General features: G+C 73.1%; 25 protein-coding genes and 1 tRNA gene. 10 read left to right on the forward strand and 16 right to left on the reverse strand.

Annotated features, from left to right (window positions below):
• Window positions 1-21: 21 nt before the first annotated feature.
• The 4 genes from ACETWP_RS03880 to ACETWP_RS03895 all read right to left on the reverse strand — a co-directional run bounded on the left by ACETWP_RS03880 (window position 22) and on the right by ACETWP_RS03895 (window position 5,409).
• Complete coding sequence (locus tag ACETWP_RS03880; RefSeq protein WP_373970881.1) at window positions 22-1,764, reverse strand: acetyl/propionyl/methylcrotonyl-CoA carboxylase subunit alpha; 1,743 nt, start codon at window positions 1,762-1,764, stop codon at window positions 22-24.
• Window positions 1,761-3,629: a 5-oxoprolinase subunit B/C family protein gene (locus ACETWP_RS03885; RefSeq protein ID WP_373970882.1), complete on the reverse strand. Its 1,869-nt coding sequence runs from the start codon at window positions 3,627-3,629 to the stop codon at window positions 1,761-1,763. Before ACETWP_RS03885 ends, ACETWP_RS03880 begins: the two co-directional genes overlap by 4 nt.
• On the reverse strand, window positions 3,626-4,384 hold the full coding sequence (locus ACETWP_RS03890; protein ID WP_373971020.1) for a LamB/YcsF family protein: 759 nt from the start codon (window positions 4,382-4,384) through the stop codon (window positions 3,626-3,628). The genes ACETWP_RS03885 and ACETWP_RS03890 overlap by 4 nt, the downstream gene beginning before the upstream one ends.
• Window positions 4,385-4,488: 104 nt before the next feature.
• Window positions 4,489-5,409, reverse strand: coding sequence for a hypothetical protein (locus ACETWP_RS03895; protein WP_373970883.1), 921 nt, complete (start codon window positions 5,407-5,409; stop codon window positions 4,489-4,491).
• Between the two features lie 122 nt (window positions 5,410-5,531).
• Here ACETWP_RS03895 and ACETWP_RS03900 point away from each other — a divergent pair, with 122 nt between their 5' ends.
• Window positions 5,532-6,032: a DUF456 domain-containing protein gene (locus tag ACETWP_RS03900; RefSeq protein WP_373970884.1), complete on the forward strand. Its 501-nt coding sequence runs from the start codon at window positions 5,532-5,534 to the stop codon at window positions 6,030-6,032.
• A gap of 33 nt (window positions 6,033-6,065) precedes the next feature.
• Here ACETWP_RS03900 and ACETWP_RS03905 read toward each other — a convergent pair whose 3' ends face one another.
• Together ACETWP_RS03905 and ACETWP_RS03910 are read right to left on the reverse strand one after the other, a co-directional pair.
• Window positions 6,066-6,407 (reverse strand): YciI family protein, encoded by a 342-nt coding sequence (locus tag ACETWP_RS03905; protein ID WP_373970885.1) that lies wholly within the window; start codon window positions 6,405-6,407, stop codon window positions 6,066-6,068.
• A gap of 113 nt (window positions 6,408-6,520) precedes the next feature.
• Window positions 6,521-7,201: a TetR/AcrR family transcriptional regulator gene (locus tag ACETWP_RS03910; RefSeq protein WP_373970886.1), complete on the reverse strand. Its 681-nt coding sequence runs from the start codon at window positions 7,199-7,201 to the stop codon at window positions 6,521-6,523.
• Window positions 7,202-7,313: 112 nt separating this feature from the next.
• Between ACETWP_RS03910 and ACETWP_RS03915 the strand changes: the two genes are divergently transcribed.
• Genes ACETWP_RS03915 through ACETWP_RS03925 form a run of 3 tightly spaced genes read left to right on the forward strand, consistent with a single transcriptional unit; the run spans window position 7,314 to window position 11,202 of the window.
• The gene (locus tag ACETWP_RS03915) at window positions 7,314-8,735 is read left to right on the forward strand and encodes a flavin monoamine oxidase family protein (RefSeq protein WP_373970887.1); all 1,422 of its coding nucleotides are present in this window, start codon (window positions 7,314-7,316) and stop codon (window positions 8,733-8,735) included.
• Between the two features lie 2 nt (window positions 8,736-8,737).
• Window positions 8,738-9,619, forward strand: coding sequence for a universal stress protein (locus ACETWP_RS03920; protein WP_373970888.1), 882 nt, complete (start codon window positions 8,738-8,740; stop codon window positions 9,617-9,619).
• 56 nt (window positions 9,620-9,675) lie between these two features.
• Complete coding sequence (locus ACETWP_RS03925; protein ID WP_373970889.1) at window positions 9,676-11,202, forward strand: APC family permease; 1,527 nt, start codon at window positions 9,676-9,678, stop codon at window positions 11,200-11,202.
• An 85-nt stretch (window positions 11,203-11,287) separates the two neighbouring features.
• On the opposite strand, the gene ACETWP_RS03930 is transcribed toward ACETWP_RS03925, so the two are convergent.
• Genes ACETWP_RS03930 through ACETWP_RS03965 form a run of 8 tightly spaced genes read right to left on the reverse strand, consistent with a single transcriptional unit; the run spans window position 11,288 to window position 18,856 of the window.
• A complete protein-coding gene (locus ACETWP_RS03930; protein ID WP_373970890.1) occupies window positions 11,288-12,898 on the reverse strand; it encodes a cryptochrome/photolyase family protein in 1,611 nt (536 codons plus the stop codon).
• A 40-nt stretch (window positions 12,899-12,938) separates the two neighbouring features.
• A complete protein-coding gene (locus ACETWP_RS03935; RefSeq protein WP_373970891.1) occupies window positions 12,939-13,793 on the reverse strand; it encodes a prenyltransferase in 855 nt (284 codons plus the stop codon).
• Window positions 13,790-14,104: a lycopene cyclase domain-containing protein gene (locus tag ACETWP_RS03940; RefSeq protein ID WP_373970892.1), complete on the reverse strand. Its 315-nt coding sequence runs from the start codon at window positions 14,102-14,104 to the stop codon at window positions 13,790-13,792. The genes ACETWP_RS03935 and ACETWP_RS03940 overlap by 4 nt, the downstream gene beginning before the upstream one ends.
• Window positions 14,101-14,466, reverse strand: coding sequence for a lycopene cyclase domain-containing protein (locus ACETWP_RS03945; RefSeq protein WP_373970893.1), 366 nt, complete (start codon window positions 14,464-14,466; stop codon window positions 14,101-14,103). The genes ACETWP_RS03940 and ACETWP_RS03945 overlap by 4 nt, the downstream gene beginning before the upstream one ends.
• Window positions 14,463-16,298 (reverse strand): phytoene desaturase family protein, encoded by a 1,836-nt coding sequence (gene crtI, locus ACETWP_RS03950; protein ID WP_373970894.1) that lies wholly within the window; start codon window positions 16,296-16,298, stop codon window positions 14,463-14,465. The genes ACETWP_RS03945 and crtI overlap by 4 nt, the downstream gene beginning before the upstream one ends.
• Complete coding sequence (locus tag ACETWP_RS03955) at window positions 16,298-17,182, reverse strand: phytoene/squalene synthase family protein (protein WP_373970895.1); 885 nt, start codon at window positions 17,180-17,182, stop codon at window positions 16,298-16,300. Before ACETWP_RS03955 ends, crtI begins: the two co-directional genes overlap by 1 nt.
• Before the next feature lie 4 nt (window positions 17,183-17,186).
• Window positions 17,187-18,344 carry a polyprenyl synthetase family protein gene (locus ACETWP_RS03960; RefSeq protein ID WP_373970896.1) on the reverse strand — a complete coding sequence of 386 codons (1,158 nt, stop codon included), beginning with the start codon at window positions 18,342-18,344 and terminating at the stop codon, window positions 17,187-17,189.
• Window positions 18,341-18,856: a MarR family transcriptional regulator gene (locus tag ACETWP_RS03965; protein ID WP_373971021.1), complete on the reverse strand. Its 516-nt coding sequence runs from the start codon at window positions 18,854-18,856 to the stop codon at window positions 18,341-18,343. Before ACETWP_RS03965 ends, ACETWP_RS03960 begins: the two co-directional genes overlap by 4 nt.
• Before the next feature lie 120 nt (window positions 18,857-18,976).
• Between ACETWP_RS03965 and ACETWP_RS03970 the strand changes: the two genes are divergently transcribed.
• Window positions 18,977-19,813 carry a TspO-related membrane protein gene (locus tag ACETWP_RS03970; RefSeq protein ID WP_373970897.1) on the forward strand — a complete coding sequence of 279 codons (837 nt, stop codon included), beginning with the start codon at window positions 18,977-18,979 and terminating at the stop codon, window positions 19,811-19,813.
• Window positions 19,810-21,276 carry an SDR family oxidoreductase gene (locus ACETWP_RS03975; protein WP_373970898.1) on the forward strand — a complete coding sequence of 489 codons (1,467 nt, stop codon included), beginning with the start codon at window positions 19,810-19,812 and terminating at the stop codon, window positions 21,274-21,276. The genes ACETWP_RS03970 and ACETWP_RS03975 overlap by 4 nt, the downstream gene beginning before the upstream one ends.
• Before the next feature lie 93 nt (window positions 21,277-21,369).
• Here the strand turns inward: ACETWP_RS03975 and ACETWP_RS03980 are convergent, their stop codons facing one another.
• Complete coding sequence (locus ACETWP_RS03980; protein ID WP_373970899.1) at window positions 21,370-21,849, reverse strand: Lrp/AsnC family transcriptional regulator; 480 nt, start codon at window positions 21,847-21,849, stop codon at window positions 21,370-21,372.
• Between the two features lie 415 nt (window positions 21,850-22,264).
• Here ACETWP_RS03980 and ACETWP_RS03985 point away from each other — a divergent pair, with 415 nt between their 5' ends.
• The 4 genes from ACETWP_RS03985 to ACETWP_RS04000 all read left to right on the forward strand — a co-directional run bounded on the left by ACETWP_RS03985 (window position 22,265) and on the right by ACETWP_RS04000 (window position 24,688).
• Window positions 22,265-22,471 (forward strand): helix-turn-helix domain-containing protein, encoded by a 207-nt coding sequence (locus tag ACETWP_RS03985; protein ID WP_373971022.1) that lies wholly within the window; start codon window positions 22,265-22,267, stop codon window positions 22,469-22,471.
• Between the two features lie 63 nt (window positions 22,472-22,534).
• Entirely contained in the window at window positions 22,535-23,053 is a 519-nt protein-coding gene (locus ACETWP_RS03990) for a hypothetical protein (protein ID WP_373970900.1), read from the forward strand.
• A gap of 14 nt (window positions 23,054-23,067) precedes the next feature.
• Entirely contained in the window at window positions 23,068-24,495 is a 1,428-nt protein-coding gene (locus tag ACETWP_RS03995) for a phytoene desaturase family protein (protein WP_373970901.1), read from the forward strand.
• Between the two features lie 120 nt (window positions 24,496-24,615).
• Window positions 24,616-24,688 (forward strand) — tRNA-Ala (locus ACETWP_RS04000).
• Here the strand turns inward: ACETWP_RS04000 and ACETWP_RS04005 are convergent.
• Entirely contained in the window at window positions 24,679-25,194 is a 516-nt protein-coding gene (locus ACETWP_RS04005; RefSeq protein ID WP_373970902.1) for a tyrosine-type recombinase/integrase, read from the reverse strand. The two genes, ACETWP_RS04000 and ACETWP_RS04005, sit on opposite strands and share 10 nt — an antisense overlap.
• Between the last annotated feature and the right edge of the window lie 327 nt (window positions 25,195-25,521).

Raw genomic sequence — 25,521 nt, forward strand, 5'->3', positions numbered from 1 at the left:
TCCCGCCGGCGCGGGAGGGCGCTAGGCAATGGTGGCCAGCGACTCGCCCCGGACGACGGCGGCGCCCGGCTCGCGCGCGGACCGGGCCAGCGTCCCGGCGCGGTGTGCGGCGACCGTGGTCTCCATCTTCATCGCCTCGAGCACGGCCACGGGATCGCCGGCCGCGACCTCCGCGCCGTCCTCCGCCAACCACTTGACCAGATTGCCGTTCATCGGCGCGGAGAGCTCGCCGTCGGCGGATCCCGCGGCTGCGCCGTCGGCCGCCCCGGCGGCTCCGGCCGCGCCGCCGCCACTCATGAGTGCGGCCAGCAGCCGGGCCGGAAGCCCCAGCTGGACGGCCTTGCCGTCGAGCTCCACGGTGATGGTCTCGCGCGCGGCCCCGGGGGCGGCGGCCGCGACGTGCTCCGACGCGGCCAGCGTGGCGGCGAACTCGGACTCGATCCAGGTCGTGTGCACGCCGAGCCGGTCGGCGGCCGTGAACGCCGGGTCGCGAACGACGGCGCGGTGGAACGGCACCACGGTCGGCAGGCCGCGGATCACCAGCTCGTCGAGGGCCGCGCGGGCCCGGCGCAGCGCCTGCGGGCGGTCCTCGCCCCACACGATCAGCTTGGCCAGCAGCGAGTCGTACTCCGCCGGGACGGTGGAGCCGGAGCGGACTCCGGTGTCCACGCGGATGCCCAGCCCGGTCGGTGCCTCGAAGGCCTCGACGACGCCGGGGGAGGGCAGGAAGCCGTGCGCGGGATCCTCCGCGTTGAGCCGGAACTCGAAGGCGTGGCCGCGCGGGGCCGGGTCCTCCGTGAGGGAGAGCGGCAGCCCGTCCGCGATGCGGAACTGCTCGCGCACCAGATCCACCCCGGTGGTCTCCTCGGAGACCGGGTGCTCCACCTGGAGGCGGGTGTTGACCTCGAGGAAGGAGATGACGCCGTCGGGGGCCACCAGGTACTCGACCGTTCCCGCGCCCGTGTAGCCGGCCTCGCGGCAGATCGCCTTCGCGGAGGCGTGGATGCGGGAGCGCTGCCCGTCCGTCAGGAACGGGGCGGGCGCCTCCTCGACCAGCTTCTGGTTGCGGCGCTGCAGCGAGCAGTCGCGGGTGCCCACGACGACGACGTTGCCGTGGGTGTCCGCGAGGACCTGCGCCTCGACGTGGCGCGGCTTGTCCAGGAAGCGTTCGACGAAGCACTCGCCGCGGCCGAACGCCATGGTCGCCTCGCGGACCGCGGACTCGAACGCGTCCTCCACGTCCTCCATCCGTCGCGCAATCTTCAGCCCGCGGCCGCCGCCGCCGAAGGCCGCCTTGATCGCGACGGGCAGCCCGTGGGCCTCCGCGAAGGCGCGGACCTCGCCGGCGTCGGCGACCGGCCCATCCGTGCCGGGGACCAGCGGCGCACCGGCGCGGACGGCGATCTCGCGGGCGGTCACCTTGTTCCCGAGGTCGCGGATGGCCTGCGGGGCCGGGCCGATCCACGCCAGGCCGGCGTCGGTCACGGCCTGCGCGAAGTCGGCGTTCTCGGAGAGGAACCCGTAGCCCGGGTGGACGGCGTCGGCGCCGGCCCGCGACGCGGCGTCGAGCAGCTTCGGGATGTTGAGGTAGGTCTCCGCGCCGGAGGAACCGCCGAGTGCGTAGGCCTCGTCGGCGAGGCGCACGTGCAGCGCATCGGCGTCGGGCTCCGAGTAGACGGCGACGGAGACGAGGCCCGCGTCGGAGCAGGCGCGCGCGATGCGCACGGCGATCTCCCCGCGGTTGGCGATCAGGACCTTTTTCATGGCTGGTTTCCTTCGGGCGATTCGGGGGCTGTGGACGGGACGTCGAGGGGCAGCAGGGTGTCCGGGTCGACGACGGAGAACCGGACCCCGGTGCCGGGCGCCAGCTGCGCGGCGGCGGGCAGGTCCTCCGGCACGACGACGGCGATCACGGGATAGCCGCCGGTCACCGGGTGGTCGGCGAGGAACAGGACGGGCAGGCCCGACGGCGGGACCTGCAGGGACCCGGCGACGGCGCCCTCGCTGGCCAGCTCCCCGTCGCGGACCCGCCGCAGCGGGCCCCCGGACGGGTCGCTGGCGAGCCGCACGCCGATCCTGTTGGACTGGCTGGTCGCCTCCCACACCTGAGCGGTCAGCGCCGCGAGGCCGCCCGGGCCGAACCAGTCGTCCCGCGGTCCCGGGATGACGCGCAGGGTGGCGACGCCGGGGGTCGTGGCGCCCGGTGCGGCGGCGGAGGCGGACCCGGCGGTGGGCGGCTCGGGCGCGCCGACGATGCGGCCCGGACCGGGCGCGCCCACCGGAAGCTCGTCCCCGGCCGCGAGCGGCGCCGGACCGAGGCCGGACATGGTGTCCGTGGAGCGGCTGCCCAGGACCTCGGGGACGTCGATGCCGCCGCGGACGGACAGGTAGCTGCGGAGCCCCGACTCCGGGGTGCCCAGCAACAGCGTCTCGCCGTCGTGGAGGGCGAACGGCGTGCGTGCGGGGGCCTCGCGGGCGCCGTGGGGGCCCTCGATCTCCGCGGGCGTCTCGGCTCCCGTCAGGGCCAGGACGAGCGGGCCGCGGGCGCGGACCTCGAGGCCCCCGAGGACGGTCTCGATGACGGCGTCGCCGGCCGGGTTGCCGACGAGGCGGTTGGCCTGGCGGGCGGCGGGCTGGTCGACGGCGCCGCAGGCGGACACGCCGAGGTCGCCGTAGCCGGGTCGGCCGAGGTCCTGGACCAGGGAATGCAGTCCCGGGGACACGATCTCGAGCCGATGGCCGGAACCGGAGGTGTGCGGTTCGAGCGGGTCGTTGCGCTGGTCGGACTGGCCGGTTCGCTGGTCGAGCTTGTCGGACTGGCCAGGTCGCTGGTCGAGCTTGTCGGGTCGCTGGTCGAGCTCGTCGTTTCGCTGGTCGAGCTTGTCGAGACCGGTTTCGACAGGCTCGGTTTCGACAGGCTCAACCACCGGGGTTTCGACAGGCTCAACCGCCGGGGTTTCGACCTGCCCCTCCACCGGGGCGTCGCTCACGGAGACCAGCTGGCGCGCCGCCACGTAGCGGACGGTGTCGCCGGGCCGCACCAGGGCCGGATGTTCGCGGTCCAGGTCCCACATGGTCGCGGCCGTGCGGCCGATGAGCTGCCAGCCTCCGGGGGACTGCCGCGGGTAGACGGCGGAGAACGTCCCGGCCAGCGCCACGGAGCCCGCGGGGACGGCCGTGCGCGGCGTGCCGCGCCGCGGGACCTCCAGGGACCCGTCCTCGCCGACGAGGTAGGCGAAACCGGGGGCGAATCCGCCGAACGCGGCGGTCCACAGCTGGCCGGTGTGCGCGGCGACGACGCCGTCCGCGCCCAGCCCCGTGAGCCGCCCGACCTCGGCGAGGTCTTCGCCGTCGTACACGACCTCGATCTCGACAGGGCGCGCGGGACGGCCGCGTCCCGGCCCGGCGGCGCCGGACAGGTCGAGCCGCGCGACGGCGTCGCGCCCGCGCAGGGCGTTGGCGCGCGTGTCGAACTTGATGAGCACGGTCCCGGCGGCGGCGAGCACGTCGACCTGGCCGGGGAGCCGGTCCGCGAGGAGCCGGCCGTGCAGCTCCAGGACGGCGTCCAGCGGCTCGAGCTCCACGAGCAGTGCGCGCGTGCCGGCCCAGCGGATCGCGGCCGCGCTCACACGAAGCTCTTGATCTCGACGCCGGCGCCCACGAGCCCGGCCCGCACGGCCGCGGCCATCTCGACGGCGCCCGCCGTGTCGCCGTGCACGCAGATGCTCTCGGCGTCCGTCGCGATGACCGAGCCGTCGCGGGCCACGATCTTGCCCTCCGTGGCCAGCCGCACCATGTTCGCGGTGACTTGCTCGGGGTCGTGGAGGACGGCCCCCGCCTCGCGGCGGGACACCAGCGTGCCGTCGGGGTTGTAGGCCCGGTCGGCGAAGGCCTCGGAGACGCCGCGCAGGCCGGCGGCCTCCGCCATGGTGAGCGCGACGGAGCCGGGAAGCAGCAGCAGGGGGAGGTCGCCGCCGAAGGCCCGGACGGCGTCCACGACGGCGCGGGCGTGGGGTTCGTGGGAGAAGATCGCGTTGTAGAGGGCCCCGTGGGGCTTGACGTAGCGGATGGTGCCGCCGGCCGTCCGGGCCAGGGCGTCGAGCCCGCCGAGCTGGTACAGCACATCGTCGGCGAGTTCCGTGGGGGAGCAGTCGAGGAAGCGCCGCCCGAAGCCGGAGAGGTCCCGGTAGCCGACGTGCGCGCCGATGGTGACGCCGGAGGCGACGGCGTCCCTACAGGTGCGGGCCAGCGTCGACGGGTCGCCGGCGTGGAATCCGCAGGCCACGTTGGCGCTTGACACGGAACGGAAGATCGCCTCGTCGTCGCCCATGGTCCAGTTGCCGAACGACTCGCCGACGTCGCTGTTGAGGTCGATGAAGGACATGGTGATCTCCGTCTCGTTGTGGTGGTCCTTCAAGGATGCACCAGCGAGGCGGATTGTTCAACAATTTCCTTCGGCGGGAAGTCCCCGGTCCGGGACGGCGCGGATCAGATCTCCCAGTCCGTGGGCGCGTCCCCGCCGAAGAATCCCCCCGCGCCCCCGCCGAGGAAGCCGTCGAGGAGGCCGCCGGCCTGCCCCGTGATCTCCTCGCCGGCGCCCGTCACCTGGTCGCCGATGCCCGCGACCGACTCGCCCACTCCGCCGAAGTCGCCGCCGAAGCCCTCGGCCGCACCCGCCAACTGGTCGCCGACCTGGTCGCCCATGCCGGAGAAGCCCTCCAGGAGCGGCCCGGCCACGGCCGACCCGATGAACGCGCCCGCCACTCCGGCCATCAGCCCGACGCCGAGCCCGCCCGCGGCGCCCGCGGCGAGTCCGCCGGCCATGCCGCGCCCGCCGCCCGAGCCGCTGCGCCCGAGCACCTTCTCCATGAAGCCGGGCCGCGAGACCTCGGCGCGCGTCGCCGCGCGGGCCAGGTCCTCGGGCCGGTCCGAACGCGGGCGCTCGGCCGGGGGGAGCTGCTCGCCGAGCTCCGTCTGGAGCAGGGTGCGCTGCTGCGGCGTCAGGCGCTCGAACGCCTCGCGGTGCGCGCGCTCCATGTCCTCCGGGGGCGCGGTGCGCAGCATGTACCGGTACTTGGCGATGGCCGCCTGGTCCGCGTCGGACGCCGGACCCGCGGTCCCACCCGACGGGCGTCCGGAGGGACCCTGCCCGTAGGCCGAACGCTGCTGGGGCGCCTGCCGGTATCCGTCCTGCGGCTGTCCGTAGCCCTGCGGCTGGCCCTGGCCGTAGCCGCCGGCCTGTCCCGATCCGTGTCCGGATCCCTGGCCATAGCCCTGACCCTGGCCGTAGCCTTGTCCGCCCTGTCCCTGCTGCCGGCCCTGTTCGCCGGACCGCTGGTTGAGCTGCTCCTTCACGTACTGGCCCGCCATCTGCGTACCCTTGCGAACCAGCTTGTCGAACATGCCCATGGTGGTGCTCCTTCGTTCGTCGAACGTGCGTCTGCTGCGGGCGCGACGCGCCGCCTTCACCCCAACATAACTCTCGGGACGCCGCGGACGTTCCCCGGGGCGCCCGGTGGCAGACTGGTGCGGTGGATACCCAAATCATCGTGAGCGTCGTCGCCGGCCTGCTCCTGGCGGTGGCCGTCATCGGAACCGTCTATCCGATCCTGCCGGGAAGCTGGCTGGCCATCGCGACCCTGCTGGCCTGGGGCTGGGTGCTCGGCAGCACGGCCTCGTGGACGGCGGCGGTGATCGGCATCGTCCTCGCCTCGATCGGCTGGTCCGCGTCGGCCGTCCTCACCGGTCGGAGCCTGCAGCGGCAGCAGGTCCCCCGGGGATCCATCGCGGTCGCCCTGGTCGCCGGCGTCGTGGGCATGTTCGTCGTGCCCGTCGTCGGACTGTTCCTGGGCTTCGGACTCGGCCTGCTGCTGTCCGAGTACGCGCGCCGCAGGGACTTCCCGGCGGCGCTGCGCTCCAGCGCCGCCACGCTCAAGGCCACGGGCCTGGGCATCCTCGTGGAGTTCGGCTGCGCGGCGCTCGCCGCCTCCGTGTGGACGATCGGCGTCGTCTGGCACTTCTCGACGCGGTAGCCGGGTGGCGGTCCCCGGCAGGGGTTTCCCCCGTCAGCTGGCCGGGTCGTACTGGAACTGCCGGACCTCTTGCGCGCAGCGGCAGGCGACGGCGATCTTCGCCGCCCACTCGATCGCCACCTCCCGCGAGGGCAGCTCCAGGACGGTGTAGCCGCCGTTGGGCACCCGGTGGCCCGGGTGCGTCCCCTCGGTGACGGTGCCGTCGCCGGCCACCAGCACCGGGTCCACGTCCTCGTCGATCCCGCCGCCGAAGACGTACACGCCCGCGGCCTTGGCCTCGTCGATGACGGCGTGCGCGGCCGCGGCGACCGCCTCGAAGTCCTCCTTGGGGAACACCATGGCGTCTCCGGGGAACGAGATCAGGTATTTCGTCATGCGAGGACTCCTCTGCCCCGGCGGCGCCAGCCGCCGGATCTTCCCTGCGGCACCGCCCTGGCGCCCAGCCCGATTATGGCTCCGGCACCCGACCCGTGGTCAAGGAAAGGCGGTCAGGACGAGGACCGGGACGCCGCCGGCCCGCCGGGCCCGCGTGTCATGAGCCCGGCGATCAGGGCCTCGAGGCCCAGCCCGAACGCCGCCTCCGCCGACGGCATCCCGGACGCGCGCTGGCGTGCCACCGCGCCGGAGAACGCGGGGAACCGCGCCGCGTGCTCGCCGGCGTCGAAGATGTCCAGCGGGGCCGTCGCGTCCAGGGCCGAGCCGAAGATGAACGACTCGGTCGCGATGATGGCCGCGGCGACGTCCTCCTCGGCCCAACCCGCGCCCAGGAAGCCGGCCGCGACGTCTTCGTACATCCGCAGGGTCCGCGGGGATCCGGCGACGGGCAACACCGCGATGACCGGGACCAGGGGGGCGTGCCGGGCGAAGACGTCCCGGTAGGACGTGGCCCACAGCCGCAGCGCGTCGTCCAGCGGCAGCCGCCCGAACCCGGAGGAGTCGACGCCGGCCATGACGTCCTCCTGGATCCACTGCAGCAGCTGCTGCTTCGAGGCCGCGTGGTTGTACAGCGCGGACGGGGAGACCCCCAGGGAACGCGCCAGGGCGGACATGGTCAGCGCCGGATAGCCGCGCGCCTCGATGATGCGCCGGGCGGCGGCCGTGATCCGCGCACGGCCCAGCACGGCCGAGCGCGGCCGCCCCGCGCGTCGGGCCTGCGGTGCCATGGCCATGTAACCCCTCCTGACGTGGCGTGCTTCACATTCTAGGGCCGAAGCCTGTACGATCTTCCCATAAATGAATGACGTTCATTTATTTCCGTCGCAACGAAAGTAGTGGATACCCATGGCAACGCTCGATCGCGATGTCGTCATCATCGGCGCCGGACCCACCGGCCTCACCGCCGCCCTCGAACTGCGCAAGGCCGGAAAATCCGTCGCGGTGCTGGAGGCGCGCGACCGCGTCGGCGGCAGGACCTGGACGGGGGAGGTCGGCGGCGCCACCCTGGAGATCGGCGGACAGTGGATCTCCCCGGACCAGACCGCGCTGTACTCGCTGCTGGAGGAGCTCGGCATCGAGACCTACGAGCGGCACAAGGCCGGCGCGTCCGTCTTCGTCGCCCCCGACGGCGCCCGCACCGAATTCACCGGAGAGGACTTTCCGGTGGACGCGGCGACCGTCGCCGAGATGCGCCGCCTCACGGCCGAGCTGGACGTCCTCGCGGCCGAGGTCGACCCCGACCGCCCCTGGGAGCACCCGCGGGCAGCCGAGCTGGACCGCGTCTCCTTCCACCATTGGTTGCGTGGCCTGTCCGGCGACGAGGCCGCCTGCGACAACATCGGCATGTTCATCGCGGGGGGCATGCTCACCAAGCCGGCGCACACCTTCTCGGCCCTTCAGGCCGTGCTGATGGCCGCCTCCGCGGGCGCGTTTTCCCACCTCGTCGACGACGAGTTCATCCTCGACCGGCGCGTCGTGGGCACCATGCAGGGCGTTTCGCTGGCCATGGCCGAGCGGCTCGGGGACGCGGTGCACCTGAACAACCCGGTGCTCCGCCTCGAGTGGGATGCCGACGGCGTCACCGCCCACGGCGCGGACACCACCGTCCGCGCCCGCCGCGCCATCCTGGCCGTCCCGCCGAACCTCTACTCGCGCATCTCCTACGAGCCGTGCCTGCCGCGCCGCCAGCAGGTGGCGCACCAGCACCAGTCCATGGGCCTGGTGATCAAGGTCCACGCCGTCTACCCGACGCCGTTCTGGCGCGACAAGGGGCTCTCCGGGACCTGCTTCGGACCTGGCGCGCTGGTCCAGGAGGTCTACGACAACACGTTCCACGGCGACTCCCGCGGCACGCTCGTCGGATTCGTCTCCGACGTGAAGGCCGACGAACTCTTCGCCCTCGACGCCGGGGAGCGCCGCGCGCGGGTGCTCGCTTCGATCGCCGGGTTCCTGGGCGACGAGGCGCTGAACCCCGACGTCTACTACGAGTCGGACTTCGGCTCGGAGGAGTGGACGCGTGGCGCCTACGCCACCAGCTACGACCTCGGCGGGCTGCTCCGCTTCGGACCGGGACAGACCGACCCGGTCGGCGCCGTCCACTTCGCGTCCTCCGACCTGGCCGGAGCCGGCTACCAGCACGTCGATGGGGCCGTCCGCATGGGCCGCCGCGCCGCCGCGCGCATCGCCGCCGAGCTCGACGGCAGCGCCTACGACGAGTCCTACGACGGCGCCGCCCCGGCGTTCGGGCTGAAGCCGGCGGGGGCCTGAGCATGGGAGCGTCAACGTTCGTCGTCGGCTACACGGCCGACCGCCGCGGTGCGGAGGCGGTGGCCCTGGCGGCCTCCATCGCCGCCGGCGCCCCCGCCGAGCTGATCCTGGCGATCGTCCTGCCCGAACACACGCCCTTCGACGCCCACTACCCGGGGACCGACCACGGCTACGGCACCATCCTCGGGGACACGGTGGACCGCTGGGCCGCCGAGGCCCTGGCGCTCGTGCCGGAGGGCGTCCCGTGCCGGGTCGTCGCACGCAGCGCGGCCTCCGAGGCGGAGGGACTCATGCAGATCGCCGCGGAGGCGGGCGCCGAAACGATCGTCGTCGGCGCGCAGCGCCGCGGGATCACCGGACGCTTCACCCCGGGCAGCGTCGCGAGCGCCCTGCTCCACTCGTCCCCGGTGCCGGTCGCCCTGGCGCCCGTGGGCGAGACCGATCCCGAGCGCTCGCAGGAGGGCCCGTCGCGGATCACCGCGTTCGTCGGCACCCGTCCCGGTGCGGCCGCCGTCGTGCGCACCGCCGCGGCGGCCGCCGTCCGGCGTAACGTCCCGCTGCGCGTCGTCTCGCTCGTCGAGCTGGACCTCCGCGCCGATGACGACGGCGCCCGCGCCGACCTGGCGCGGGAGACCGAGGAAACGGTCGCCTCCGTGGTCGCCTCGCTCGGCGTGCGCGCCGACGTCGTGGTGGCCGCCGCGGACACGGCCGAGGAGGCCGTCGAGGCACTCGACTGGGAGCCCCGCGAGATCGCGGTGGTCGGCTCCAGCCGGCTCGCCCGCAAGCGCCGGCTGTTCCTGGGAAGCACCGCGCAGCGCATGCTGCGCGCCCTGCCCGTTCCGCTCGTCGTCGTGCCGCGCGGCTACAAGCCGCCGGCGCCCTAGCGTCCGGCCACCCCAACCCCCGGGGCTCGCCCCACCGACACAGCAAGGTAGGAACCATGACCAACATCGCGACGGGAAACGCGCGCGAGGGCGCCCCGGACACCGGGGGCCTGCACGAGAAGGGGCTCAGCAAGGGCGCGGTCGGCCTCCTGGGCGCCGTCGTCATCGGCGTGTCCTGCATCGCCCCCGCCTACACCCTGACGGCCGCGCTGGGCCCCACGGTCGCCGAGGTGGGGACCCAGCTGCCGGCGATCTTCCTGGCCGGCTTTATCCCGATGCTGCTCGTGGCCCTGGGCTACCGCGAGCTGAACCAGGCCATGCCGGACTCCGGCACCTCGTTCACGTGGGCGACCCGCGCGTTCGGGCCGTGGATCGGGTGGATGGGCGGCTGGGGCCTGGTCGCCGCGACGATCATCGTGCTCTCCAACCTGGCGGCCGTGGCGGTGGACTTCTTCTACCTGATGATCGCTCAGGTGACGGGGGACGCGGCGATCGCGGACCTGACCACCAACCTGTGGATCAACATCCCCACGACGCTGGTGTTCATCGCCGGCGCCTGCTGGATCTCCTACCGCGGCCTGCACGCGACGAAGACGTTCCAGTACGTGCTGGTGGCGTTCCAGCTGCTGGTGTTGGGCTGGTTCGCGGTGTCGGCGTTCATCCACGTCGCCAACGGCACGGCCTTCGACGCCACGCCGGTGTCCCTGGAGTGGTTCAACCCGCTCGCCATCGAGTCCTTCTCCGCCTTCGCCGCTGGCGTCTCGCTGTCCATCTTCATCTTCTGGGGCTGGGACGTCACGCTGACCATGAACGAGGAGACCAAGGACCCGGACCGCATCCCGGGCCGCGCCGCGACGCTGACCGTCCTGGTCATCATGGCCATCTACATGGTCGTCTCGCTCGCCGTGATCTCCTACGCGGGCGTCGGGGAGACCGGGCTGGGCGCCGGCAACCCGGAGAACCAGGAGTCGATCTTCGCGGCGCTCGCCGGACCGGTGATGGGCCCGTTCGCCATCCTCATGTCGCTGGCGATCCTCTCGAGCTCGGCCGCCTCGCTGCAGTCCACCTTCGTCTCCCCCGCCCGCACGCTCCTGGCCATGGGCTACTACAAGGCGCTGCCGGCCCGCTTCGCCCGCGTCAGCCCGCGCTTCAAGTCGCCCTCCACGGCGACGGTCGCATCCGCGATCGCCGCGGCGGGGTTCTACGTCATCACCCGGCTGATCTCCGAGAACGCCCTGTGGGACACGATCACGGCCCTGGGCATGATGATCTGCTTCTACTACGGCATCACGGCGCTGGCCTGCGTCTGGTTCTTCCGCCGGAACCTCTTCGACGGGTGGCGGAACATCGTCTTCAAGCTCCTCGCGCCGCTGCTGGGCGGAGTCATCCTGCTGGTCATGTTCGTCAAGACCGCCTTCGACTCGATGGATCCCGACTACGGCTCCGGCAGCTCGGTCGGCGGTGTGGGCACCGTGTTCATCCTCGGCATGGCCGTGCTCCTGCTCGGGGTGGCGGTCATGGTGGTCACGCGGTTCAGGAGTCCCGGCTTCTTCCGCGGGGAGACGCTGCGCCAGCTGAAGTAGGCCCCGCCGTCCGCCGCCGGGTCGTGCCGCCGCCGGGTCGTACCGCCGCCGGGTCGTGCCGCCGCGGCGGTGCGACCCGGCGCGCTCAGCGAATCGTCGCGTACGCGTCCAGGGCGCGCTGGCGCGACTCCTTGAGGTCCACGAGGGGCTCGGGGTACGACGGCGTCAGCGCGTCGGGCGCCCAGCGCGCCACGTAGAGCCCGTCCGGGTCGAACTTCTTCGCCTGCGTCTGCGGGTTGAAGATGCGGAAGAACGGCGCGGCGTCCGCGCCCGACCCCGCCACCCACTGCCAGCTCGCGGGGTTGGACGCGGCGTCCGCGTCCACGAGCGTCTCCCAGAACCACTCCTCGCCGACCCGCCAGTGCACGCCGAGGTTCTTCACCAGGAAGCTGGCCGAGACCATCCGCACCCGGTTGTGCATCCACCCGGTGTGCCACAGCTGGCGCTGTCCGGCGTCGACCAGCGGGATGCCGGTGAGGCCGGCCTTCCAGGCGTCCACGGGATCAGTGTCGTCGTCGCGCGGCGCGGGGCGCGGCGCGGAATCCCCGCCGCCGGCCGCGTCCTGCCCGTCGGCCGCGTCCTGCCCGTCGGCCGTGCCCGCGCCCGAGGACGCGTCCCGGCAGGGCGCGTGGGCGCGGAGGAGAGCCGGGGTGGCCGATCCGGGCTCGCGGGGCCACTCCCAGGGGAATGCGTCGAAGCCCGGGCGCAGGTTGGCCGTGGCGAGGTCCGGATGGTGGAAGAGCTGGTGCCAGCAGAACTCGCGCCACCCCAGTTCGGCCGCGAACACGCTCCCGCCGTCCCCGGCCTCCCGGCGCCGGGACGCGAGCCCGGCCCAGACCTGGAACGGGCTCAGGTGGCCCCAGCGCAGGTACGGCGAGAGCCGGCTGGTCCCGTCGCGGTCCGGCCGGTCCCTCCCGTCGGCGTAGTCGCGGACGGGTCCCTCCAGAAAGTCCGCGAGGGCCTCGTGCGCCGCGGTCTCGCCCGGGGTCCAGGCGTCGGCGAGCCCCGCGGACCAGTCCGGCCGCGTCGGCAGCAGGTCCAGGTCGTCGAGGTCGCCCGGTTCCGGCGTCGCGCGCCGCCCGGCGTCCTGGTTCCCGCCGCCGCGGGGCCCGGAGTCCCCCGAACCGGAGCCCCCCGAACCGGAGCCCCCCGAATCGGAGCCCCGGGAGCCGCCGCCCTTCGTCCGCGCCGCGTCCGGCGCGGGGGCGTCGAGCGGAGCGCGGAAGTCCTGGGCGGAGACGGTGCGCCAGAAGGGCGTGAAGACCTGGTACGGGTTGCCCTGTCCGGTCTTCACCGTCCACGGCTCGTGCAGCAGCGAGGCCTGGAAGCTCTCGGCGTGCACGTCCGCGGAGGAGGCCCACTCCTTGACGGACGCGTCCACGGCGCGCTCTGGGCCGCCGTAGCGACGGTTCCAGTACACGGAGGCGGCGCCGGTGGCCTCGACCGCCTCGGCGACGGCCGCGCCGGCCGGTCCGCGGCGCAGCAGCAGCGGGATGCCCAGCGCTCCGAGGTCGGCCCGCAGGGACTCCAGGCCGTGGTGGAGCCACCACTTGGCCGCCGCGCCCAGCGGCCGGATGCCGTCGGACTGCTCGTCCAGCACGAACAGCGCCACGGCGTCGCCGTCGTGCCAGGCGGCGAGCAGGGCAGGGTTGTCCGCCACGCGCAGGTCGTCGCGGAACCAGACGATTGATGCCACAGGGGTGTCCTTCCGTCGGCGCCGGTAGGGCGCGGGTGTCCTAGCGGATCGCCGCGTACCAGATCAGCAGCATGGTCACCAGGAAACCTGTGAGGTAGTTCAGCCAGAGGAAACGCCGCCAGCCGGCGTTGGCCGCCGGGGACCCGGCGTCGTCCAGCCGCGCGAAGGGCAGGACGTTGACCAGGTAGGGCACGGCCAGGAGGGCCCCGAGCGGGCCTGGCCAGTCGGTGCCCAGCATCAGCAGGCCCGCGGCCGCGTAGGCCGCGGCGGCCGCCAGCACGGTGCGGCGCGCGCCGAGGACGGTGCCGATCGAACCCAGCCCGGCCTCCCGGTCCGGGACGATGTCCTGCACCGCGCCGAACGCGTGGCTGGCCATGCCCCAGAGGAAGTACGCGGCGAGCAGGCACCACAGCGCCGGCGTGAACTCGGCGCCGGCCAGCGCCAGCCCGTAGGCGGCGGGGGAAACGAAGTGCGTGCTCGAGGTGATGGAGTCCAGGAACGGGCGCTCCTTGAAGCGCAGCCCGGGAGCGCTGTACGCGTAGACCGCGAACAGGGACACCAGCAGCACCAGGTTCGCCCACCAGCCGCCCTGCGCCGCGAGGACGGCGACGAACGGCAGCGTGGCCAGCGCCGAGGCCCAGAGGATGGTCCGGTGGCGGGAGCGCGCGACGACGGCGCCCTCCGCCCCGCCCTTGCGTGGGTTCAGGAGGTCCGACTCGTAGTCGAAGACGTCGTTGATCCCGTACATGGCGAGGTTGTAGGGGAACAGGAAGAACACGGTGCCCAGCACCAGGATCCAGTCGACCCCGCCCGTGGCCAGCAGGTACGCCGCGGCGAACGGGTAGGCGGTGTTGACCCAGGAGACCGGACGCGAGGTGGCGATCAGGTCCCTCAACCCGCCTCCCCCCGGCGCGGTCCGGACAGCATCCACAGCCCGGAGAGCAGCACCGCCGAGCCCAGTGGATAGGCGAAGTCCTCGATCGGCGCCAGGCCGATCCGCACGCCCGCGAGCGTGTCGCCCCCGTAGTCGAACAGGCCGGAGGCGATCATCACGTTGTCGAAGACGGCCGTCAGCACAAACAGCGCCGCGATGCTGATCCCGACGGCGGCGGGCGCGCCCCGGGGAATGCGGCCCGCGGCCCAGGCGGCGGCCCACGCGAGCGCGGCGACGCCCAGGAAGACGGCGTTGAGTTCGAGGAAAGTCATGGCCGGGCCTCCCGCGTGGTCCGGCCGCCCACGGCCGACTCGGCCGTCCGCGGCTCGCGCCGCCGGAGCCAGGCCAGCGCGCCGGTGAACAGGATCATGGTTTGGTAGCAGAGGAACGCGAGGAAGAAGGCCTCCTCCAACGGAAGCTGGTGCGCCAGCATGATGCCCGTCATGAGGGGGGAGTCGCGGTGCAGGAAGATCCCCTCGGCGATCGCCCAGACGTCCCACGCGAGGAAGTAGGCCAGCCCCACGGCCATCACGGCGGCGGCGGCGGCGGGCCGGGCCCAGAAGAACAGCCGGTAGCGCGCGTCGAGCAGCGCCATGCAGCCCAGGAGTCCGATCAGGACCAGCAGGTAGATCACGCGCGGCCACCCGCCGTCCCGGAGGTCGACCGGTCCGCGGTCGCCTCGACACGTGCCGCTTCCGGGCGCGCCGTTTCCGCGCGTCCTGCCCCGGCGCGTTCTGTCCCGGCGCGCGGCGCCGGCTCGGGCAGGGGTCCCGGCGTCGCGTCACCCCGGACGGCCTTGAGGATCAGCTCGGCGCTGATCATGCACATCGGCACCCCGATTCCGGGCCGGACCGAGCTGCCCGCGTAGAGCAGGCCGTCGACCTTCGAGCTGCGGATGCCCGGGCGCAGGAAGGCGCTCTGCCGCAGGGTGTGCGCGGCCCCGAGGGCGCTGCCGCGCCAGGCGTTGAAGTTGTCGGCGAAGTCCGCCGGACCGTACGTCCTGCGGACGGCGATCCGCTCCCGTAGGTTCTCCACCCCGGTCCAGTCCGCCAGCTGGTCGATGGCCGCGTCGGCGACCGCCTCCACCTTCGGCGAGCCGCCGCCGTCGATCCCGCCGGAGCCCCAGGAGGTCTCCGCGGGCGCCGGCACCAGGATGAACAGGTTCTCGGACCCTTCCGGCGCCACGGCGTCGTCGGTGGCGCTGGGACGGCAGACGTAGATGGACGTCTCCGGGGTCAGGTCCCGGCCGGCCCCGATCCTGCCGAAGTTGTCCCGCCAGTCGGCGGTGAACAACAGGTTGTGGTGCACGAGTTCGGGGAGTTCCCCGCGGACGCCGAGGCACACCAGGACCGCGCTGGGGCCGGGGTCGCGGCGGACCCACGCCTTCTCCGGGTGCGCGCGCAGGTGTCCGGGCAGCAGCTCGGTCTCGATGTGGTGCAGGTCCGCGGCCGCGACGACAGTCCCCGCGGGCTGGCGGTGCGTGGCGCCGTCGGCGGAGGTCCACTCGACGGCCGAGACCCGCGGCCGTCCGGACCCGTCGTCGTCCGTCGCGATCCGCCGGGCCGTCGCCCCGGTCTCGATCCGGACGCCGGCCCGCTGCGCGACGCGCTCCATGGCGTCCACCAGCGCGGCGAAGCCGCCGCGCGGGTAGAGCACGCCGTCGGCCAGGTCCAGATGGCTCATCAGGTGGTACATGGCCGGCGCCTTGAACGGCGTCGTGCCCAGGAAGACCGCCGGGTAGCCCAGGATCTGCCGCTGGCGCGGGTCGCGGAAGCGCGAGGCCACGAAGCCGTCGAGCGAGCGCACGAGCAGCTCGGCCAGCCGGACCCCGCGGGCGAGGACCGCGGGGTGGAGCAGGCCGCGCAGGCTCGCGAAGTCGTCGTACAGGAAGTGGGCCTTGGCCAGGCGGTAGGTCTCCGCCGCGGAGTCCAGGTACGCGCGCAGGCGGCGCCCGGACCCCGGGTCCATCGCGTCGAACAGGGCGGCGGCGCGTTCCCGCCCCGTGACGACGTCGACCGGGGCGTCGTGCCCCTCGAACCAGGTGCGGTAGGCGGGCGTCAGGGCCACGAGGTCCAGCTCGGCGTCGGCGCTGGTGCCCATCATGCGGAACCAGTGGTCGATGACCTCGGGCATGAGGTACCAGGAGGGCCCGGTGTCGAACTGGAACCCCTCGCTGGCCCACCGGCCCGCGCGGCCGCCGAGGCCGTCGTTGCGCTCGAGCAGGGTGACCGCGTGGCCGTCGCGCGCCAGCAGGGCGGCGGTCGCCAGGCCGGCGATGCCGCCGCCGATGACCACGCAGTCGCCGGAGGCCGCGCCCCTCGCGGCGGGTGCGCCGGTCGCGGCGGGTGCGCCCTTCGCGGAGGCCGCGCCGCCGGTCGCGGCGGGTGCGCCGGCACCGCCCGCCATGCGGCGGCGGGCGGCGAAGAAGCGGTACGCGGCGCGCCTGCGGAAGGACAGCCAACTCATCAGGCCGCTCCTTCCGCGTGGCCGGGACCGCGGACCAGGACCCGCAGCGCGATCGCCGCCTTCTCCGGCGCCGCCACGCGGACGCGGCGGGTCAGCAGCTGCTCGGCCGGGACCCGCTCCAGCCGGTCCACGAGCGCCTCGAAGAGCCCGTGGGCCAGGGAGACGGCCCGCCGCGCGCCCGGCGCCAGGAGCCGGATGCCCTCCCGGGCCGCGGCGAGGTCCTCGCGGATGTCGGCGATGAGCAGGGTTTTCGTGGCGTCGTCGAAGCGCGACGGGTCGGCCCCGGGGAAGTAGGAGCGGCCCAGCTCCAGCCCGTCGGCCGCGAGGTCGCGCAGGAAGTTCACCTTCTGGAACGCCGCGCCGAGCCGCCGCGCGGCGGCGGCCAGCTCGGCGTCGTGCCCGCGCACGGCCCCCGGCATGGTCTGGAAGACGCGCAGGCACATCAGCCCCACGACCTCGGCGGAGCCGTAGATGTACTCCTGCAGCGACGCGTCCGAATGCGCAGTGACACTCAGGTCCGCGCGCATCGACGCGAAGAACGGCCGGGTGAGGTCGGTGCCGATGCCGCGCCCGCGCGCGGTCCGGGCGAAGGCGTGCACCACCATGTTGGTGCTGTAGCCCGACGCCATCGCGGACTCCGTCTCCCGCTCGAGGCGGTCCAGCTGCTCGCCCACGGCGGCGGCGTCCAGACCGGCGGCGGCGGCGGCGCCATCGACGGCCTCGTCGGCGACGCGCACCAAGGCGTAGATGTTCTCGACGTCGCGCCGGGCTGAGGCGCCGAGCAGGCGGCAGGCCATCCCGAAGGACGTCGAGTAGCGGGAGATCACCACTCCGGCGCTGCGCGAGGCGGCGTCCGAGTAGCGCTCCAACGGATCGAGGGGCATGGCGTTATTTCTCCCGGTTCAGGACGTGGTGGCAGATGCCGGCGAGCTCGTCCAGGAGGGCGGGCTCCAGCCGGAGGTTTTCGGCCTGCTGCAGGGCGGCGGCGACCAGGCGGGCGGCGAGGTCCACCGCGTGGGCCTCGGCCCCGGTCTCGCGCAGCGCGGCGCGGAGGGTGTCGATGGTGGAGGCGCCCGCGCGGAAGGCCGCCAGCTCGGACTGGAAGGCCTCGTGCTGCGCGGCGTAGGCGGTCAGCACGGTGCGCTTTCCCGCGCGGAGGTCGGACTCCGCTGACTTGCCGGTGACCTCGGGGCGGCCGAACGTGCCGAGGACGTCGTCGATGACCTGGTAGGCGGTGCCGATCCGCCGCCCCACGTCGCCGAGCTGCCGGGCGTCGGCGGCGGAGGCCCCCGCCAGCAGCGCGCCGGCGTGCAGCGGGGCCTCGAAGGAGTAGGCGGCCGTCTTGAGCCGCTCCATGTTCAGCACCTGGTCCAGGTCCACGGACTCGGGATCCAGCGAGTAGAGCAGGTCGTCGAGTTCGCCGGCCGCCGAGGCGAGGATCGCCCCGTGCACGATGTCCACGACCTCGGTGCCGCAGCTGGAGTCGGTGCCGGCGGTGGCGGCGAGCTTGATGGAGCCCGCCAACAGGAGGTCGCCGGCGATGATCGACGCCGAGTGGCCGGCGTGCTCGGCGTCCGCCGCGCCGTGGCCGCGCGCCGCGGCGTCGTCGCGGTACAGCGCCCCGACCGTCGGCGCGCCGCGGCGCACGAAGTCACGGTCGATCACGTCGTCGTGGATGACCAGGGAGGCGTGCAGCATCTCGAAGCTGGCGCCCAACCGGGCGCACGCGAGCTGGTCGGCGCCGCCGAAGGCTCGGTAGGCGTAGTGCACCAGGCGCGGCCGCATCCACTTGCCGCCCTCGAGCGTGCCTTCGAGGCGGGCCCACAGGCGCCCGAAGTTGGGGGAGAGGATGCCGGGCCGGCGGCGCGCGACGGACAGTTCGTCGGCGAGGACCTCGCGCACGCGGTCGCGGTACCCGGGCCAGCCGCCGTCGGACGGGCGGGGCGCGGAATCCCCGGCCGGGTGTCCCGCGCGCGGGGACCGCGCGTCCGGGGCCTGTGCGCCTGCAGCCCGCGCTTCTCCCCGTCCCTGTGCATCCACGCTCATGACGCGCCTCCCGATGTCGCGGGGGAAGCACCGTCCGTGGATTCCCCGTCCATCTCCACGATACGGCGCTGGATGGCGTCGATCACGCCGTCGAGGTAAGTGACGACGGCATCCTGGTGGTCCTGGGGCATGGCGCGCACCATGTCATCGGCCTCGATGACCATCGGCATCAGCTGGGACATCGCGTCGCGGATCGACTCCGGCGTCGGTTCGATCAGCCAGCGGCGCCTGTCCGTGGCGTGCGGGACCCGCCGGGCATGGCCGGCGACGACGAGCCGGTCGATCACGGTGGTGGTGGCGGCGCTCGTCAGGTGCAACGACTTGGCCAGTTCCCCGGGGCTCAGAGACCGGTGCTGCAGCAGGTGCTGCATGGCTTGGAAGTCCGTCTCGTTGATGTGCATGTGGCGGCGCATCTGGAACTCCATGAGCTCGTTCAGCACCAGCACGGCGCGGAGCCGCTTGGAGGCGTCGTGCATCGGCGGGGGCTTGGAGGGTAGTCTCGCCGGTGCCATGCTCAACCACGCTTCCTTGATAATTAGATAATCTAAAAACATAATGGTGGAACAACATTGATTTGTCGAGCAGCCGCCTGTACAACGGCTGCAGAGACGAGCGAGGGAACGGAGCTCCCGATGGACCCGAGACACACCACGCGTGACACGGCCGCTGCGTGGGCGGTGATGTTGGCCGTCGGCGCGTCGATCGTCGCCGCGTTCATCGGCAGCGGCGCGTTGGGCGGCACGCCCATCCAGAACGCGGCGGACGGCTGGCTGTCCGCCGACGGAACGCCTCTGGCCCCCGGCACCCGGGCCTTCTCCATCTGGAGCGTGATCTACACGGGCCTGGCCGCCTACGCGGTCGTCCAGCTCCTGCCCTCCCGCCGCACCGACGAGCGCCACCGCAGCCTGCGCCCGTGGGCCGCGGCGTCCGCCGTGCTCAACGCCGGATGGATCTGGGTGGTGCAGGCCGGCTGGCTGGCGCTGAGCGTCGTCGTGATCGTCGCGCTGCTGGCCGTGCTGGCCCGGATCCTGGTGCTGCTCATGGCCCGCCCGGTCGGCGGCGCGCTGGACGCCGTCGTCACCGACGGGACCTTCGGGCTGTACCTGGGCTGGGTCAGCGTCGCGACGGTCGCCAACACCGCGGCCTGGCTGGGCGCCTCCGGCTTCCGGGCCTTCGGGGTGCCGGTGGACACGGCCGCGTCGATCGTGCTCGCCGTCGCCGCCGGCATCGGGCTCCTCCTCGCCCTCTACACGAGCGGCCGGTTCGCGCCCGCGGCCGCGCTGGCCTGGGGCCTGGCCTGGATCGCGGTCGGACGGCTCGACGGCGGCACGGAGTCCGTGCCCATCGCGTGGGCCGCCGGCATCGCCTCCGCCGTGGTCATCCTCGGCACGCTGGCCGCGCGCTTTCTCATCCACACGCCACGGCGCCGGTCGCCGGGGCGCGGCGTGGCCGAGGGGGTCGCGCGATGAGCGTCGTCGCGGTCGCCGGGGCCACGGGCTACGTCGGCGGGCGGCTGGTCCCGCTGCTGCTCGAGCGCGGGCACACCGTCCGGATCCTCACCCGCAGCTCGGCCAAGCTGCGGGACGTGCCGTGGAGCGGCGACGTCGAGGTCGTCGAGGGCAGCCTGGAGGACCGGGAGACGGCCGGCAAGCTGGTGGCCGGCGCCGACGTCGTCTACTACCTGGTCCATTCCATGGGCGGCGACGAGGACTTCGAGCGGACCGAGCGCCGGTGCGCCCTGAACACCGCGACGGCGGCGCGGACGGAGGGCGTGGGGCGGATCGTCTACCTGTCCGGGCTGCATCCCGAGGGGGAGCTCAGCCGGCACCTGGCCTCGCGCACCGAGGTGGGCGAGATCCTGCTGTCCTCGGGAGTGCCGACCCTGGTGCTGCAGGCGGGGCTCGTCATCGGGTCGGGGTCCGCCAGCTTCGAGATGGTCCGGCACCTGACGGACGTGCTGCCCGTCATGCCCGCGCCGCGCTGGGTCAGGAACCGGATCCAGCCGATCGCCGTGCGCGACGCGCTGCACTATCTGGCCGAGGCGGCGACGCTGCCCGCCGAGGTGTCCGGCACCTACGACATCGGCGGTCCCGACGTGCTCACCTACTCGGAGATGATGCGCGGCTACGCCCGCATGGCCGGGATCCGCCAGCCGCTCGTGATCGCGCTGCCCGTGCTCACGCCCTGGCTCGCGGCCCAGTGGGTCAACCTGGTCACGCCGATCCCGCGCAACCTCGCCATCCCGCTGGTGGAGTCGCTGCAGCACGACTGCGTCATGCGCGACACGTCCATCAACGACGTCATCCCGCCGCCCGAGGGCGGGCTGACCGGATACCTGCGATCCGTGGAGCTCGCGTTGATCAAGATCGAGGCCGGCGCGGTGGAGACCTCCTGGGCCACGGCGCACGCCGTCTCGGCCCCGGCCGAGCCGCTGCCGAGCGACCCCGAGTGGGCGCGCCGGAAGGTGTTCACGGACGCGCGGGAGAAGGCGACGACCGCTGCGCCCGATCGCGTCTGGGAGGTCATCGAGGGCATCGGCGGCGAGAACGGCTGGTACTCCCTGCCGCTGGCCTGGTCCGTCCGCGGCTGGATGGACAAGCTGGCGGGCGGGGTGGGTCTGGAGCGCGGGCGGCGCAGCCGCAAGCACCTGCAGCTGAACGACGTCGTGGACTGGTGGCGCGTGGAGGTGCTGGAGCCGGGCAAGCTGCTGCGCCTGCGCGCGGAGATGAAGGTGCCCGGCGGGGCGTGGCTGGAGTTCGGCGTCGAGCCGGGCGAGGACGGCGGAAGCGTGTTCCGCCAGCGGGCCGTGTTCTTCCCGCGGGGCCTGGCGGGACGCGCCTACTGGCTGGCGGTCCTGCCGTTCCACGGGCTGATCTTCAAGGGCATGGCCGACCGCATCACGGCCGCCGCGGAGCTGGAGCGGGCGGCGTAGGACGGCGGTGCGCGGGTCCGCGGCGCGCGGGCCTGCGCGCGGGTCCGCGGCGGGCGGGTCCGGGCCGCGCGGACCCGCAGGGGGCGGTTCGGGCTACGCCCGGCCGCCCTCCAGCAGCCCCGTGGTGCGGTAGGGGATCACCTCGCGCAGGTACATCGACGTCGACGTCCTCGTGATGCCGGGGCAGAAGCGGATCTCCTCGCTGACCCGGTAGAGGTCGTCGGGATCCCTGGCCACGACCCGGATCAGGAGGTCCGTATCGCCCGCGGGGGCGACGCACTCGAGAACCTCCGGGATGCGGCGCAGCGCGTCGACGGCCTGGTTCAGCATCGACTGGTCCAGCTCGGCGCTGACGGACGCCGAGACGCCGCGTCCGAGCGCGGCCGGGGTGACGCGGCTGCTGTTGGCCCGAAGTGCCCCCGAGTGCGCCAGCTTCTCCAGCCGCGACTGGACCGTCCCGCGGGCCAGTCCGAGGCGCTGCGCCAGCATCATGGTGGGGATGCGCGGGTCCTCGTCCATCGCCAGCACAATGCGCCGGTCGGTCTCGTCGAGGGTGTGGGACTCGGGGGTCATGGTCGGCTCCTGGGCGGGATCGCGGGGGTGGTGCCGCCGCGCGGCTGCGCGGCGCGCGGGGAGGGCCCGCGCCGGCCACCGCTCTCCGGCGGTCAGTCTGACCAGCCGGCGCCGGGGCCTTGCCCCCAGATTAGTCAGATTGACCACTCGGGACCAAGTTCGTTGCGCGGTATGACCGGTCCCTGCTTCACTGGGGGCAGATGCCGGGCACCGAGACCCGCGGTACCCGGCCGGTTGACGGTTCCCAGCGCCACCCCTGCGGCGGACCGGCACGGCCCACGAGGCCCGCGACCTGAGATGAAGCGTCCGGCGGCCCGGCGCGCCCCCGCGGCGCGCCGGGCCGCGGCTTGTCCCCAGCGGGCGGAGGCCGCTGGCTTGGGAAGGTAAGTCGCGCTAACTTCGAACCATGAGATTCATGCGTCTGGAGGACGTGGCCGAGGAGCTGAACGTCAACATGCCCCAGGTCCGTTCCCTCGTGCGCAGCGGGGACCTCCCCGCGATCAAGGTCGGCGGCCGTGGTGTCTGGCGCGTGGAGCGGGCCGAGCTCGAGGCCTACATCCAGCGCCAGTATTCAGCGGCGCGCGAGTCCCGGGAGGCCGTCGCGCACGACGACGGAGCGTAGCGGCTGTCGTCCCCGGCGCGCCCGCGGGTAGGGTCAAGACACGCCCGATCGAGGAGGACATCCATGCCGGAGAAGACCGCGCAGATCGACCATCGGCTTTACGCCGCCTATCTCAACGAGCACCTGCTGGCCTCGGAGGCCGGGGTGAAGGCCTTCACGGCCGCGGCCGACACGTGGGAAGGCACGGAGCACCGGAGCGCGTTCCAGTCGCTGGCCCGCCAGATCGACGCGGACAAGCGGGACCTGCTGAGCCTGATGCTGCGCCTGGGATACCGTCCGCATCCGGTCAAGAAGCTCCTGACCGCGGCCGCGAACACCCTCGGTCGCCTCAATCCCGTGAACATCTTCCGGTCGAAGAAGGGCGGCATGACCCAGCTGGAGCTCGACGTGCTCGTGGGCATGGTGCGCACCAAGCAGATGATGTGGGAGACCCTCCAGATGGTCGCCGACGTGGACGAGCGCCTGGACCGCGCGTTCATCGCCGACCTGGAGCGCCGCGCCGAGGACCAGATCCGCCAGATCCGCGAGGTGAACGCGGAGACGTGTGTCCGCAGGTTCCGCCCGCCGGCGGGGGACCGGTGACCGTGGCGCCCGGGATGGAAGGCACCGCCGCCGTCGTCGGCGCGGGGGCCAACGGGCTCACCGCCGCCGCGCTGCTGGCCGTGGCCGGCATGCGCGTCACCGTCTACGAGCAGGCCGACACCCCCGGGGGCGCCGCGCGCTCCTCGGCCGTGCTTGGGGAGGGGACGGTCACCGACCTCGGCGCGGCCGCCCACCCCTTCGGCGTCAACAGCCCCGCGTTCCACGCGCTCGGCCTCGAGGACCGCGGGCTGGAGTGGATCCACCCGCGCTACCCGATGGCGCACCCGCTGCCCGGACTGGAGTCCGCCATCCTGCACCGGGACGCCGAGGAGACAGCGCGGGGACTAGGCGCGGACGGACCGGCGTGGCTGCGCGTGCACGCGCCCGTCACGCGCCACCCGCGGGAGGCTCTCGAGAACGTGCTCGGCCCGCTGGTGCGCGTGCCCCCGCATCCGCTCACCATGGTCGAGTTCGGCCTGAGGGCCGCCTGGCCCGCGGCGCTCCTGGCCCGCGCCGCCTTCCGCGGCGGGCACGCCCGGGCCTTGTTCGCCGGATCGTCGGCGCACTCCACGCTCCCGCTCACCCAGCCCTTCACGGCGGCCTTCGGCACGATCTTCGGCGGGTTGGGGCACACGACCGGCTGGCCGGTCGCCAAGGGGGGCACACAGCGCATCACGGACGCGCTCGCCGCCGTCGTCCTGGAGAACGGCGGGACCATCCGCACCGGCACCAAGGTCACCGACCTGCGCGAGCTTCCCGCGGCCGACGCCGTGCTGCTGGACCTCACGCCGCGCCAACTGCTCGCGCTCGAGGGAACCGGCCTGCCCGATCGGTACCGCCGGCACCTGCAGCGATGGCGCTATGGCTGCGGTGTCTACAAGGTCGACTACCTGCTCGACGGCCCCGTGCCGTGGTCGGATCCGCGGACCGGCGGCGCCGGGACCGTTCACGTGGGCGGCACGTTCGAGGAGCTGCTGGAGGCCGAGCGCCTCGTTAACCGCGGCCGGATCCCCGAGCGGCCCTTCGTGATGGTCAGCCAGCAGTCCGCGGCCGACCCCTCCCGCGCCCCGGCCGGCCGCCAGGTCCTGTGGGCCTACGCGCACGTGCCCAACGGCAGCCGCGAGCCGATGGGCGGCCGGATCGACGCACAGATCGAGCGGTTTGCCCCGGGGTTCCGCGACCGGATCATCGGGCGGGTGGAGACCAGCCCCACGGAGCTCGAGGCCTGGAACCCGAACCTCGTCGGCGGGGACATCGGTGGCGGATCGCTTGCCGGCCTGCAGCAGGTGTTCCGGCCCGCGCCGACCCTCAAGCCGTACAACACGGGGGCGCCGGGGGTCTACGTCTGCTCGTCGTCGACGCCGCCCGGGGGCGGGGTGCACGGGATGGCCGGGCACAACGCGGCGCGGGCCGTGCTGAGGGACCTGCGCCGGGCCCGGTGACGCCCGGGGTTCCGCGCGAAGCCACCACCCGGTCGCCGCCGGAACGGCGCGGCGCATTTGGCCCGGCGGGCCGCGGGCCGCTAACCTAGGGATGTTGCGTTTCACCACGAGGCGCGGCACGGGGCTTTAGCTCAGTTGGTAGAGCGTTTCGTTCGCAATGAAAAGGTCAGGGGTTCGATTCCCCTAAGCTCCACAGTCGAACTCCGTTGAATTCACGCGAAATTTTGTGAATTCAACGGAGTTTTTCTTTTGCTCTGGATCGACTGCTGAACACGTTTTGAGCACATAGGGTGCACCCGTCGCTGTTGCGAGCAGCATCGAGCGCGTCCGCGACGCTATCGAGGTCGTCCTCAATAGGTCAGCGTAAATATTCAGAGTTACCGAAGCGTCCTTATGCCCGAGCATCCGTTGGATGACCTTTTCGCTCGCACCGGCGCTCACGCCGAGGCTCGCAGCCGTGTGTCGGAGATCGCGCGGGCTCAAACGCGGTAACGACGGGTCCTCGGCCATCGCGAGGATGACGCCCTTGTTGAAGTACCCCTGCCGGAAGTTCGCCTGCCTCATGACGCCACCTTCTGGCGAGGTAAACACCAGATCGTCCAACGCCCTTCCCTCCGTGCAATCCCGCAACACTCCGGCGAGAGATCGCGTAAGGGGCACGATCCTGCGCTCATTGCCCTTCGGCGTCTCCCAGACCATTTCTCCGCGAACGTCAGCGACAGCCCGTTCTACGCGAACGCGGCGCTTATCCGTATGGGGCTCGCGTAAGTAGTCATACGAGTCGTATACAGGCGTGTCGTGCTAGCGCCCTCGGTCCTGCGGCTAGCCGTGACACAGTCAGGGTGCGGTGGCGGAACCCGCACAGTAAGTCAAGGTCATGGAACGCCGGCGCGAGTTTGGTTTTCCCAGCTCCACCAGACGTGAGCCCGCATGCTCTCAACGCACGCAATTTCCGCATTGCAGAGCGCCAACGTAGTCAGGCACCGGTGGCGCGGCGCCAGCCCGGACGCCGCACCTGTTGGAGTT

This window comes from Arthrobacter halodurans, assembly GCF_041877255.1.
GTDB classification, from domain to species: domain Bacteria; phylum Actinomycetota; class Actinomycetes; order Actinomycetales; family Micrococcaceae; genus Arthrobacter_N; species Arthrobacter_N halodurans.